The sequence below is a fragment of the Elioraea sp. genome (assembly GCF_051860475.1).
Classification (GTDB): Bacteria; Pseudomonadota; Alphaproteobacteria; order Acetobacterales; family Acetobacteraceae; genus Elioraea.
This window is the reverse complement of sequence record NZ_JBHYDW010000140.1, coordinates 1-11,748: the sequence shown is the minus strand read 5'-3', so window position 1 is coordinate 11,748 and position 11,748 is coordinate 1. Positions and strand designations below refer to the sequence as shown.

General features: G+C 71.5%; 11 protein-coding genes and 1 pseudogene. 6 read left to right on the top strand and 6 right to left on the bottom strand.

The window, feature by feature from the left end; translation table 11 throughout:
* Positions 1-616 (top strand): L-lactate permease (locus ACTIFU_RS19245; RefSeq protein WP_439579937.1); only part of this gene is annotated, 616 nt, incomplete at its 5' end.
* Here the strand turns inward: ACTIFU_RS19245 and ppsA are convergent.
* The 3 genes from ppsA to ACTIFU_RS19230 form a co-directional block, all read right to left on the bottom strand.
* Complete coding sequence (ppsA, locus tag ACTIFU_RS19240; RefSeq protein WP_439579936.1) at positions 571-2,991, bottom strand: phosphoenolpyruvate synthase; 2,421 nt, start codon at positions 2,989-2,991, stop codon at positions 571-573. The two genes, ACTIFU_RS19245 and ppsA, sit on opposite strands and share 46 nt — an antisense overlap.
* Positions 2,992-3,077: 86 nt before the next feature.
* Entirely contained in the window at positions 3,078-4,427 is a 1,350-nt protein-coding gene (locus tag ACTIFU_RS19235; protein WP_439579935.1) for an NAD(P)H-dependent oxidoreductase, read from the bottom strand.
* Positions 4,428-5,068: 641 nt separating this feature from the next.
* Positions 5,069-6,304 (bottom strand): UbiH/UbiF/VisC/COQ6 family ubiquinone biosynthesis hydroxylase, encoded by a 1,236-nt coding sequence (locus ACTIFU_RS19230; protein ID WP_439579934.1) that lies wholly within the window; start codon positions 6,302-6,304, stop codon positions 5,069-5,071.
* A 178-nt stretch (positions 6,305-6,482) separates the two neighbouring features.
* Here ACTIFU_RS19230 and ACTIFU_RS19225 point away from each other — a divergent pair, with 178 nt between their 5' ends.
* On the top strand, positions 6,483-6,821 hold the full coding sequence (locus tag ACTIFU_RS19225; protein WP_439579933.1) for a P-II family nitrogen regulator: 339 nt from the start codon (positions 6,483-6,485) through the stop codon (positions 6,819-6,821).
* A gap of 25 nt (positions 6,822-6,846) precedes the next feature.
* Positions 6,847-8,142 carry an ammonium transporter gene (locus ACTIFU_RS19220; RefSeq protein WP_439579932.1) on the top strand — a complete coding sequence of 432 codons (1,296 nt, stop codon included), beginning with the start codon at positions 6,847-6,849 and terminating at the stop codon, positions 8,140-8,142.
* Positions 8,143-8,212: 70 nt separating this feature from the next.
* On the opposite strand, the gene ACTIFU_RS19215 is transcribed toward ACTIFU_RS19220, so the two are convergent.
* Positions 8,213-9,421: a hydantoinase/carbamoylase family amidase gene (locus ACTIFU_RS19215; RefSeq protein WP_439579931.1), complete on the bottom strand. Its 1,209-nt coding sequence runs from the start codon at positions 9,419-9,421 to the stop codon at positions 8,213-8,215.
* A 131-nt stretch (positions 9,422-9,552) separates the two neighbouring features.
* Between ACTIFU_RS19215 and ACTIFU_RS19210 the strand changes: the two genes are divergently transcribed.
* Positions 9,553-9,879 (top strand): hypothetical protein, encoded by a 327-nt coding sequence (locus ACTIFU_RS19210; protein WP_439579930.1) that lies wholly within the window; start codon positions 9,553-9,555, stop codon positions 9,877-9,879.
* Between the two features lie 42 nt (positions 9,880-9,921).
* Positions 9,922-10,524, top strand: a complete 603-nt coding sequence (locus ACTIFU_RS19205; protein ID WP_439579929.1) for a class I SAM-dependent methyltransferase — start codon at positions 9,922-9,924, stop codon at positions 10,522-10,524.
* Here the strand turns inward: ACTIFU_RS19205 and ACTIFU_RS19200 are convergent.
* Positions 10,476-11,204 carry a class II aldolase/adducin family protein gene (locus ACTIFU_RS19200; protein WP_439579928.1) on the bottom strand — a complete coding sequence of 243 codons (729 nt, stop codon included), beginning with the start codon at positions 11,202-11,204 and terminating at the stop codon, positions 10,476-10,478. The two genes, ACTIFU_RS19205 and ACTIFU_RS19200, sit on opposite strands and share 49 nt — an antisense overlap.
* Positions 11,205-11,278: 74 nt before the next feature.
* Here ACTIFU_RS19200 and ACTIFU_RS19195 point away from each other — a divergent pair, with 74 nt between their 5' ends.
* A complete protein-coding gene (locus ACTIFU_RS19195) occupies positions 11,279-11,401 on the top strand; it encodes a hypothetical protein (protein ID WP_439579927.1) in 123 nt (40 codons plus the stop codon).
* Positions 11,402-11,516: 115 nt separating this feature from the next.
* Here ACTIFU_RS19195 and ACTIFU_RS19190 read toward each other — a convergent pair.
* Positions 11,517-11,748, bottom strand: a pseudogene (locus tag ACTIFU_RS19190) (carotenoid 1,2-hydratase); the annotation flags it as partial.

Genomic DNA, 11,748 nt, shown 5'->3' with positions numbered 1-11,748 from the left:
GGTGTCGGCCGTGCGGGCGCCGCTCGAGTCCGTCGTGATCGCGTGGTCGCTGTCGGGCGGGTTCGGCGCCTCGGTGCGGCCGCTGTTCCATCCCGGCACGATGCTGATGGCGGGGTTCCTCGCCGGCGGCGCGATGCAGAGGGCGCGCGCGGGGGAGGTGCGCACCGCGCTCCTGAAGGCCGCGCAACGGCTCGGTCCCGTCACGGCCGCGCTGGTGGCGATGCTGATCCTGTCGCGGCTGATGCTGCACGCGGGCATGATCGACGCGCTCGCGGCCTTCGCCGCCGACACGTTGGGCGCGGCGTTTCCGCTCACCGCGCCGCTGGTCGGCGCTCTCGGCACCTTCGTCACCGGCTCGGCGACCGCCTCGAACATCCTGTTCACCGCGTTCCAGGAGGCGACCGCCACGCGGCTCGATCAGCCGGTGCTGCTGATGCTGGCCGCGCAGGGCGTGGGCGCAGGGGTCGGCAACATCATCTGTCCGCACAACATCGTCGCCGGCGCCGCCGCGGTCGGCATTGCCGGCCGCGAGGGCGCGATCCTGCGCCGCACCCTGCCGGCCTGCCTGCTCTACCTCGCCGCCGCCGGGGTTCTCGTGGCCGCGCTCGCGCGCTGAGCCTCGGCCTCGGCGACGCGCTTGGCGGCGGCGACGAAGCCGTCGGGGTTGAGCGACACCGAATCGATGCCGCACTCGACCAGGAAGGCGGCGAAGTCCGGGTGGTTCGAGGGCGCCTCGCCGCAGATCCCGACCTTGCGGCCGCAGGCGTGCGCGCGCCGGATCACCTCCGCGATCATGCGCTTGACCGCCTCGTCGCGCTCGTCGAACAGCTCGCGCAGCTCGGTGCTGTCGCGATCGACGCCGAGCACGAGCTGGGTGAGGTCGTTCGAGCCGATCGAGAACCCGTCGAATCGTTCCGCGAACTGCTCGGCGAGGATAACGTTGGCGGGAATCTCGCACATCACATAGACCTCGAGCCCGTCCTCGCCGCGCACGAGCCCATGCTCGGCCATCACAGCGAGCACCTTGTCGGCCTCGGCCGGGGTGCGGCAGAACGGGATCATCACGACGATGTTGTCGGCGCCGATCTCGCGCCGCGCCTTCAGCACGGCCTTGCACTCTAGCGCGAAGGCGTCGCGGTAGCGCGGCGAGTAGTAGCGCGAGGCCCCGCGCAAGCCCAGCATGGGGTTCTCCTCGTTGGGCTCGAACGGCGCGCCGCCGAGCAGATGCGCGTACTCGTTCGACTTGAAGTCGCTCATCCGCACGATCACCGGATGCGGGTGCGAGGGCGCGGCGATCCGCGCGAGCCCGCGCGCCAGCGTGTCGACGAAGTAGGCAGGCTTGTCGGGGGAGCCGCGCGTCAGCGCCTCGATCTCGCGCCGCGCCGCCGGGTCGGTCACCGTGTCGAAATGCACCAGCGCCATCGGATGCGCCTTGATCACCGCCGAGACGATGAACTCCATGCGCGCGAGCCCGATCCCCTTGGCGGGAAGCTTCCACCAGCGCAGCGCCGCGGCCGGCGAGGCGATGTTCAGCATCATCGCCGTGCGCGTCTCGGGGATGGTCGAGAGATCGAGCTCGGTCGAGCTGAACTTCACGCGACCGTCATAGACGCGGCCCTCATCGCCCTCGGCGCAGGAGAGCGTCACCTCCTGGTCGTCGCGCAGCGTCGCGGTCGCGCGCTGCGTGCCGACCACGGCCGGCAGGCCGAGCTCGCGGGAGACGATCGCGGCATGGCTGGTCGGGCCGCCATGGTCGGTGACGATGCCGGCCGCCTTCTTCATCAGCGGCACCCAGTCGGGATCGGTCGATTCCGTCACCAGCACCGCGCCCTCGCGGAACTCGGCGATCGCCTCGGGCGAGTGCACCACCTGCACCGGGCCGGCGGCGATCTTCTCGCCCACCGCCGCGCCGGTGAGGATCGGCGGGCGCGGCTTGCCGGTGAGCCTCCAGGTGCGCAGGCTGCCGCCCTGGCGCGTGCCGTGCACCGTCTCGGGCCGCGCCTGGACGATGAAGATCTCGCCCGTCGCGCCGTCCTTCGCCCATTCGATGTCCATCGGCCTTCGGTAGTGGCGCTCGATCGCCACGCCGGCGCGGGCGAGATCGAGGATCTCGGCGTCCGACAGCACGAGCGCGCTCTGCTCGCGCCGCGTCGTTTCGACCATCGTGGTGCGCGCGCTGCCGCCGGTCGCGTAGATCAGCTTCTGCGCCTTCGACCCGCGCGTCTTGTCGAGGATCGGCATCTTGGCGGGATCGGCGAGCGGCGGTTTGAAGACGAGGTAGCGGTCGGGATCGACCGATCCCTGCACGACAGGCTCGCCAAGCCCCCAGGCGGCGGAGATCAGCACCACGCCGGGAAACCCGCTCTCGGTGTCGATCGTGAACATGATGCCCGATCCGCCGATATCGGCGCGCACCATCGCCTGCACGCCGACCGAGAGCGCGACCTGCATATGCTCGAAGCCCTGAATCTCGCGATAGGCGATGGCGCGGTCGGTGAACAGCGAGGCGTAGCAGGCGCGGCAGGCATCGATCAGCGCGCGCTCGCCGCGCACGTTGAGGAAGGTCTCCTGCTGGCCGGCGAAGGACGCGGTCGGAAGGTCCTCGGCGGTCGCCGAGGAGCGCACCGCGACGGCGGGCTCGGGCGTGCCGAGGCTTTCCCCCAGCCGGCGATAGCCAGCGCGGATGGCGTCCGCGAGGTCGGGCGTGAAGTCGGTGTCGAGCAGCAGGCGCCGGATCGCCGTCCCTGTCTCCTGCAAGGTCGCCGCGCCGTCGTGGTAGCGCGCGAGCGCCGCCTCGATGCGCGGGCGCAGGCCGTGCGCGTCGAGATGCGCGCGATACGCCGCCGCGGTGGTGGCGAAGCCGGGCGGCACCCGCACGCCGGCCGCCGAGAGCGCCCGGATCATCTCGCCGAGCGAGGCGTTCTTGCCGCCGACGCGGCCGACATCGGTCTGGCCGACCTCGGCGAGGTCGAGCACGAGCGCTTCGGTCATGACTGTCCCTCCCGGTCCGTTGGGCCGAGAGGGGATCACGCGGGCAGCGCGCGCGCCTTGATCGAGCGCAAGCCCGCGGCAGAACGTCAGGCCGCCGCCTGGGCTGGGCGGTGGCTCTCCTCCATGGCGCGGCGCAGCCGTACCGCCTCGTCGGTCGCGTCGAACTCCACGTCCGACCAGCGCAGCACCTCGCCGACGCTCACCGCGCGCTTGAGCCGTACGCCGTGCGCGAGCCCGATTGGCAGCGTGCCCTGCGCGGCCGCGCGCGCGGCCGGGATGCACTTGCCCCAAACCGTGGCACCGCCTTCACCGTCGAGCACCTCGCCAGCGGCGAGCGCACGCTTGGCCGTAGCGGCGACGTCGCCTCGCCACGCCTCCGGCGCGCCGGTCGGTTCGCCGCGCAGCGCCACCGATGCGATCGAGACACCAAGCTCGAGCCCGATCAGGTGGTAGGGGCGGTAGAGCGCGGCATAGCGGCCCGAGGGATCGGTCGCGACGCCGTACTCGGCGAAGCAGCGGCGCACATAGGCCGTTTCGCCCTCGAATACCGCATAGACGCCCCAGCGCAGGTCGCGATGCACGGGCCGCCCGTCCCGTTCCAGCGACGAGACGACCTCGACCATCCCCTTCGCGGGCAGCACCCCACCCTCCGAGGCAGGGCGCAGGATCCGCGGCAGGTCGTCGGCGCCGCAGGGCGGGAAGGCGAGCCCGTCTTCCGGCACCGCGAGGTCGGAGGCATTCGCGATCGCCGCCATCTCGATGCCGCTCTTGGTGCCGTCGAGAAAGGAGTTGAACATCTGCGGGTTCATGCCTCCCGCCTTCGCGTCCTCGTCGGAGATCCCGTAGTGGCCCCAGACGCTCGCGGGCGTGGAGGCGTGGTACGACGGCAGGTACTTCGTGCCCTTGCCGGCCGCCACCACGGCGAAGCCGGAGGTGCGGATCGTGTCGACGAGCTCGCACACCAGCGCCGGCTGGTCGCCATAGGCGAGCGAATAGACGAGGCCGGCCTGGCGCGCGCGCGTCGCCAGCACGGGGCCGGCGAGGACATCCGCCTCGACATTCACCATCACCAGGTGCTTGCCGGCGTCGATCGACAGCAGCGCATGCCGGATGCCGGCCGCAGGGTGGCCGGTCGCCTCGACGATCACCTCGATCCTCGGATCGGCGATCACGGCGGCGGCGCTGTCCGTGAGGAAGGTCTCGCGGTGGCGCACGGCCTCGGTGGTGTTGACGATCCGCTCGGGCTCCCAGCCGACCCGGGCGAGCGTGGCGCGCGCGCGTTCGACATTGACGTCGGCAATGGCGCGGATGTGCAGCCCGGGCGTGCGCGGCACCTGCGCGAGGAACATCGAGGCGAACTTGCCGCAGCCGATCAGCCCCACGGTGACGGGGCGGGTCTCGGCCGAGCGGGCGCGCAGCATCCGGTGCAGGCTCATGGACGTCTCCCTAGTCAGGAGACGATACGCGACGCCCAGTGCCTTGGGCTATGGCCTGCGGCGCGCCCAGCGACGCGCGCCGCCCCCTCTGGATTGGGGGTGCGGGGCAAGGGCCCGCGGACCAGGCCCTCGGGCCAGCGAAGCCATGGGAATCCCTCCCCTCGGCCCCGCTGACAAAAAGAACTCCGGGGGCGCCGCGCGCCCCCCGACCCCCCCGCGACCCGCCGCCCCGGGCGCGCAGGGCGCTCGCCAACACGCCCAACGGCGCGCGATAGCGATACGGCGGCGGATAGCCGTACACCACGGCCGGAGGCGGCGCGTAGATCACAGGCGGCGGCGCATAGATGACCCGCGGCGGCGGACGCACCACGACCACCGGCGGGCCGCGATAGTGGCCACGCCCGCGGTGCCAGCCCGGCCCGCGATGATAGTGGTGGTGCTGGTGATAGTGATGCCCGCCATGCCAGCCGCGGCCGCGGTCCCGGTCGGCCAGAGCCGGGCTGGCGGACATGGCCGCGACGGCCATCCCCAGTCCAAGCAGCACTCCGAAGCGCATCGGTCTGTCCTCCCGGTTCGTCCCTACCGTCATTGAACGCATCTTAGAGGACAATCGTAGGGCGGGATCGCGGCAGGAATGCGCCTCACGCCACCTTGAGGGCACCGAGCGGGCTCAGCCCCATCGCCGTGCGCATGAACGCGCGCTTCACGGGGGGTAGACGATCAACCGCCGCGATCCCGAGATCGCGCGCGAGCCGCACCGGCGCGAAATCGGTCGAGAACAGCCGGTCCAGCGCATCAGTCGCCGCGAGCATCATCAGGTTCGCCGGCCGCCGCGCGCGCTGATATCCCGCGAGCACCTCGGCGCCGCCGACATCGCGCCCGGCATGGAACGCCGACACGATGCGCGCGCCGAGTTCGCCGACATCACGAAACCCCAGGTTGAGCCCCTGACCCGCGATCGGGTGGATCCCGTGCGCCGCATCGCCGACCAGCGCCAGTCGTGTGCCGATGTAGCGATGCGCCACAAGCGCGCCGAGAGGATAGCGCCAGCGCATCCCGACGGGCGCGACCCCGCCCAGATGATCGCCGAGCCGCCGTGCGAGCTCGCGCGTGAAACCTGACGGGTCCAGCGACCAGACCCGCGCCGCCTGCGCGCGCCGTTCCGTCCAGACGATCGCGCTCGTTCGCCCGTCGCCGTTCTCGCCCGGCAGCGGCAGGATCGCGAACGGGCCGGCGGGCAGGAAGTGCTCGACGGCGGCGTGGCCGTGCGGCTGGTCGTGCCGGACCGCGGCGACGATCGCATCCTGGCGGTAGTCCCAGCGCGTGACCGGAATGCCCGCCGCCTCGCGCGTGGCGCTCTCGCGCCCCTCGGCCGCCACCACGAGCCGCGAACGGATCACCGTGCCGTCGGCGAGCCGCACCGAGGCGCGTTCGGCGTCGCGGTCCATCTCGGCGACTGCGGCCGGTGCGGCCACCCGGAGCCCGGGCAGGTCCGGCAGCTGCGCGTTGAGCGCAATCCGCAGGTGCCGCGCCTCCACCATCCAGCCGAACGCGTCCTCGCCGACCGAGGCGGCGTCGAAGGTGAGGGTGAGCGGGCTCGGCGCGCGCCCGAGCCTGCCGTCGGAGACGCGGATGCGCCGGATCGGGCAGGGAAGGCCCCCGAGCCGTCCCCACACCCCGGCATCGCGCAGCACATCGCGGCTGGTGCGCGCGATCGCGTAGGCGCGGCCGTCGAACGCGGGCAGTTCCATCGGCGGGAGTGGCGCGCGGTCCACCACTGCGGCCGGCACCCCGGCCTCGGCCAGCAGGCAGGCGAGCGTGGCCCCGACCGGCCCCGCGCCGAGGATCGTCACCGCCACGTCATGCTCTGCTGCCATGTCCAAGAGTCTCGGGCCGAACGCCGTGAAATCAAGCGGGATGCACTGCTTGTGCCCACTTCTTGGGCATCGATTGCGCCGCCGCGCAGCGCCGAACCGTGCATCCGCGCGAAGGCCGCCATCTGGCACGGCGCTTGGAAAGCGATCCGCGCCGACCAACCGGCGGGGACACACACGCATGAAACTGATCATGGCGATCATCAAGCCCTTCAAGCTCGACGACGTGCGCGAGGCGCTCACACCGCTCGGTGTGCAGGGCCTCACCGTCTCGGAGGTGAAGGGGTTCGGACGACAGAAGGGGCAGACCGAGATCTATCGCGGGGCCGAGTACCACGTGAACTTCCTGCCCAAGGTCAAGATCGAGCTCGTGGTCGAGGACGGCATGGTCGATGCCGTCTGCGAGGCCATCACCAAGAGCGCGCATACCGGAAAGATCGGCGACGGAAAGATCTTCGTGCTCGAGGTCGAGCGCGCGATCCGCATCCGCACCGGCGAGACCGATGCGGCCGCGCTCTGAGCTCCAGCAGGGGATGACGACACCGATGACCCGACCTCTCTCGAAGCGCGCGCTCGCGGTGATGGCCGCCGCCGCGCCCGTGCTGCTGTTCGCCACCGGCGCGGCGGCCGATGAGCCTACGATCGACACCGGCGACATGGCCTGGATGATGACCTCCACGGTGATCGTCCTGATGATGACGATCCCGGGTGTGGCGCTGTTCTACGCTGGCATGGTGCGCAAGAAGAACGTGCTCGCGACGCTGATGCAGTCCTTCGCCGCCTGCGCGCTGATCACCATCGTCTGGATGGTGGCCGGCTACAGCCTCGCCTTCTCGGGCGACGGCGCCTATGTCGGCGACCTCGGCAAGCTGCTCCTCTCCGGCATGATGGAGACCTGGGACAAGCCGATGGAGGACAGCACGATCACCGAGCCGGTGTTCATGACCTTCCAGATGACCTTTGCGATCATCACGGCGGCACTGATCACCGGCGCCTTCGCCGACCGGATGAAGTTCTCCGCACTGCTCCTGTTCCTCGCGCTCTGGTCGCTGCTGGTCTACAGCCCGGTCTGCCATTGGGTCTGGGGCGGCGGCTTCATGGACGGCTGGGGCGTGCTCGACTTCGCCGGCGGCACGGTCGTGCACATCAACGCGGGTGTCGCGGGCCTGGTCGGCGCGATCGTGCTCGGCAAGCGCCGCGGCTACGGCACCGAGAACATGGCGCCCTTCAACCTTTCACTGTCGGTGATCGGCGCCTCGCTGCTCTGGGTCGGCTGGTTCGGCTTCAACGGCGGCTCGGCGGCGGCGTCGAACGCCAATGCCGGGCTCGCGATCGCCGTGACGCAGATCGCCACTGCGGCCGCCGCCCTCGCCTGGATGTTCGCCGAGTGGGCGGTGAAGGGGAAGCCGTCGGTGCTCGGGGTGATCTCGGGCGCAGTCGCTGGCCTCGTCGGCATCACCCCGGCCGCCGGGTTCGTTGCCCCGATCGGCGCGCTGGTGATCGGCATCGCCGCCGGCATCGCCTCGTGGTGGGCCTCGACCGAGCTCAAGAAGATGCTCAAATACGACGACAGCCTCGATGTCTGGGGCGTGCACGGGGTGGCCGGCATCGTCGGCGCGATCCTCACCGGCCTGTTCGCGGTCGAAGCGATCGGCGAGACCGCCGGCGGCGTGGGCCAGATGATCATCCAGATCCAGGGCGTGGTCGTGACGATCGTCTACACGGGCGTCGTCAGCTTCGTCCTGCTGAAGCTGGTGGACCTGCTGGTCGGGCTGCGCGTCAGCGAGGAGGACGAGGTCGAGGGCCTCGACACCGCGCTGCACGGCGAGCGGCTTGGGTGAGAAACCCGGGGGGGGGGGGGGGGGGGGGGGGGGGGGGGGGACGGGCCGCCCCGCCCTTCCCCCCACACCCCTATCCCGTCAACAGGGCCTCGGCCGCGTCAGCCAGCACGGCACAGCCCAGCGCGATATCCTCCTCCTTCGTGTCCTCGGTCCAATGGTGGCTGATGCCGCCGATCGAGGGCACGAACAGCATGCCGGCCGCCATCCTGAGCGCCACCACCTGGGCGTCGTGGCCCGCGCCGGAGGGCATGCGCTGCCACGCGCCCGGCGCACGCGCCTCCGCCGCGGCGGCGAGCGCGTCCTGGAACCGCGGGTCCATCACCTTCGGAATGCCCTTCGAACCATCCTCGATCGTCACCCGGCACGGCCCAGCCGCATCCGCCTCCGCCACCAGCGCGCGCAGATGCGCCTCCATCCGGTCGAGCACGGCAGGGTCGGCATCGCGCACCTGCACGTTCATCTCCGCTATACCCGGAATGATCGAGGGCGCGTTCGGATCCAGCGCCATCCTGCCGATCGTCCACACCGACCGCTCGGCGATCACCTGCGGCATCGTGTCGTGGATGCGGTTGGCCAGCCGCACCATCGCCACGCCGGCATCCTTGCGGATCGCCATGCGCGTCGTGCCGGCGTGGTTCTGCGCGCCTTCGAAGTGGATGCGGAAGTTCCAGATCGCGACGATCGACGTCACCACGCCGACGCTGAGCCCCTTCGCCTCCAGCTCGTCGCCCTGCTCGATATGCGCCTCGAGGAAGCCCGCGTAGCGCGACGGATCGTCCAGCACCACCCGCGGCACGCCGGCAAGTCCGGCCTCGGCCAGCGCATCGCGCATCGCGATCCCGCGCGTCCGGCAGCGCGCGGCGTCGATCTCGGCGTCCGTCACGTCACCGATGAACGACCGGCTGCCGAGGAAGTTGCCGAAATGCCCCTCCTCGTCGACGAACGCGACGACGTCGATCGGCAGTTCAGGCAGCGCGCGTGCGATCTCGAGCGCGTAGATCACCCCCAAGGCGCCATCGAGCCAGCCGGCCTCGTTCTGGCTCTCGAGATGGCTGCCGATCAGCAGCCGCTTCCCGGCGTTCCGCGTGTATCCGTAGACCGACGCGATTCCGTCGATGTGCGCGTCCAGCCTTGCGTCACTGAGTCGCGATTCGAGCCAGCGCCGGGACTCCACGTCCTGGCGTGAAAGGGTTGGTCGATGTACCCCCGTACCGAACCGGCCGAAGCCGCGCAGGGTGTGGAGGTCGCCGAGCAGACGGGCAGCGTCGATGGTGGCCATGCGGCATCGTGTCGTGCCGGGCGAGCGGCGGCAAGCCGGGCCCGCGCGCCGGTTGCGCGCTGTGACAGACCTCACACCCGCCCCCCCGCGTGCGGGCGCAGGCTGCGTCCAGGCAACCGGGGGACGGTGTCATGACCGATGCAGCGGATACGCTCGACCGCCTGACCAACCTGGCCGACCTGGCCTCGGGACGCGATCCGAGGCGCGACCCGCTCGGCTGGGCGCGCGCCGAGGCGCAGCTCTGCGCAGCGCTCGCCGAGGCCGGCGTTGTCCAGGACCGGATCGACTGGCTCGTGGAGGCAGCGATCCGCGCCGCCGACGCGGTGACCTCGCGCCCGCTGCCGGTCGAGCTGCGCGAGTCCATGCTGGAGGCGATGCGCCACGCGCTCCGTGCGCTCGCCAGGCAGGACGGCCGCGGCCGTCGCCGCCCACGCCCGGCCGAGCGCAGCTGCGCCTGACGGAGCGCTGACAGTCGGGTCGATCCCGTGCAGGATCGGCCGATGACGTCCTGGCGCGACCGCTGGCAGAGCCGCTACGGCGAAGCCGCCTGGCTGTTCGGCCGCGAGCCCAACGCCTATCTGCGCTCGCTCGATGTCCGCCTGCCGCGCCGCGGCCGCGCGCTCTGCCTCGGCGAGGGCGAGGGGCGCAACGCGGTCTGGCTCGCCGCGCGTGGGCTCACGGTGACGGCGGTCGATTTCGCGCCGATCGCGCTCGCCCGGGTGCGCGCGCTCGCGGCCGAAAGCGGGCTCGCGGTCGAGACGATCGAGGCGGACGTCGCGCGCTGGCAGCCACCCGAGGCCGCGTTCGACATCGTCACCCTGATCTTCCTCCAGCTCTCGCCCGACGAGCGCATTCCCGCGCATCGCGCGGCGATGGCTGCCCTCGCGCCGGGTGGATTGCTGGTGCTCGAAGCCTTCGCCAAGGGCGAGCGCGGCGCCTGCGGGCCGAAGAGCGACGACAGTCGCTACGATGAGGCGATGCTGCGCACGGACTTCGCCGGGCTGGAGATCCTTGAGCTGCTCTCAGGCACGGTGGCTCTGGAGGAGGGCGAGGGTCACCGCGGCCTCGCGCGCGTGGTGCGCCTGTTCGCGCGGCGGGGCTGATCGCGCTGCTCCGGCATCTCGATCGCGGCGGGATCGTTCTCCCTGCGCTGCTGGCCGTAGGAGCGGAACCGCGCCAGCACGCGCGCCATCTCGGCCTCGTCCAGCACCACCGGCTGGCCGAGCGTGCGCGCGATCCAGTACTGCTTCGCCAGCGTCTCGACCTCGACCGCGCGCGCGAGCGCGTCCTCCAGGCTGCGGCCGATCGCGACCACGCCGTGATTGGCGAGCAGGCACGCGGCTCGCCCCTCCATCGCCGCCAGCATCTGCCGCGACAGCGCCGCCGTGCCGAAGGTGGCGTAGTCGGCGCAGCTTATGTCGGCCCCGCCCGCGACCGCGACCATGTAGTGGAAGGCCGGGATGCCGAGGCGGAGGCAGGAGAGGGCGGTCGCATGGGTCGAGTGCGTGTGCACCACGGCTTGGGCATCGGCGCGGGTGCGCATCAGGTCGAGATGCATGCGCCACTCGGACGATGGCAGCACCTCGCCGCGATACCCGCCGTCGAGGTCCATCTCGACGATGTGGCGCGGCTGCATCGCCTCGTAGGGGATGCCCGAGCCCGTGACCAGGAACCCCTCGGGCACGCGCACCGAGACATTGCCGGAGCGGCCCTGGTTGATGCCGAGCCGGTTCATTTCCTGGCAGGTGGCGATCACGGCGCGGCGGAGGGCGAGATGGCGCATGGCGGCATCGTGCGGCGGACAGTGCCGTGCGTCACCTCCCTTGACCTTGCCCGCGCACGCCCAACCTGCGGGCGATGGACGAGACGGCCGCCTTCGCCGCGCTGAAGCTGTTCCTGGTGTTCGGACCGGTGCTCGGCTGGGCGGCGCTGGAACTCTGGCTGTTGCGGCGCGACCGCCGCCGCGCCCGCGTCCGCTGAGCCATGGACTGGGCCGGGCTGATCCGCTTCGAGTTTCTGATCTTCTTCGGCTTGGCACTTGCCTGGGCAGGGCGCGAGCTCTGGCTGCTGCGGCGGGACCGGCGTCGGCGCGACGTCAGCCGCCACGACGGGGCATCCTGAACGGCAGCAGGAGCTTCACCCAGCGCGTGCGGAACCGGTCGAGCGAGAGGCTTTCGTGCACCGCTGTGGTGTCCTCGCCGAAGAGCCGTATGGCCAGAGTGGAGCGGGCGTAGAACGGCGCGTCCTCCAGGGTCGCGAGCACGTGCGGCGCGCTGCCGGCATCGGCCCGGGTGCGGCGCGGGATGCGCCAGAGCGTGCCCGGCAAT

Bases quoted from the DNA above. Each gene is read 5' to 3' on its own strand.
- ACTIFU_RS19220 (WP_439579932.1), top strand. From the start codon at position 6,847: ATGACCCGACCTCTCTCGAAGCGCGCGCTCGCGGTGATGGCCGCCGCC.
- ACTIFU_RS19195 (WP_439579927.1), top strand. From the start codon at position 11,279: ATGGACGAGACGGCCGCCTTCGCCGCGCTGAAGCTGTTCCTGGTGTTC.
- ACTIFU_RS19205 (WP_439579929.1), top strand. From the start codon at position 9,922: ATGACGTCCTGGCGCGACCGCTGGCAGAGCCGCTACGGCGAAGCCGCC.
- ACTIFU_RS19230 (WP_439579934.1), bottom strand. From the start codon at position 6,304: ATGGCAGCAGAGCATGACGTGGCGGTGACGATCCTCGGCGCGGGGCCG.
- ACTIFU_RS19235 (WP_439579935.1), bottom strand. From the start codon at position 4,427: ATGAGCCTGCACCGGATGCTGCGCGCCCGCTCGGCCGAGACCCGCCCC.
- ACTIFU_RS19215 (WP_439579931.1), bottom strand. From the start codon at position 9,421: ATGGCCACCATCGACGCTGCCCGTCTGCTCGGCGACCTCCACACCCTG.
- ACTIFU_RS19210 (WP_439579930.1), top strand. From the start codon at position 9,553: ATGACCGATGCAGCGGATACGCTCGACCGCCTGACCAACCTGGCCGAC.
- ppsA (WP_439579936.1), bottom strand. From the start codon at position 2,991: ATGACCGAAGCGCTCGTGCTCGACCTCGCCGAGGTCGGCCAGACCGAT.
- ACTIFU_RS19200 (WP_439579928.1), bottom strand. From the start codon at position 11,204: ATGCGCCATCTCGCCCTCCGCCGCGCCGTGATCGCCACCTGCCAGGAA.
- ACTIFU_RS19225 (WP_439579933.1), top strand. From the start codon at position 6,483: ATGAAACTGATCATGGCGATCATCAAGCCCTTCAAGCTCGACGACGTG.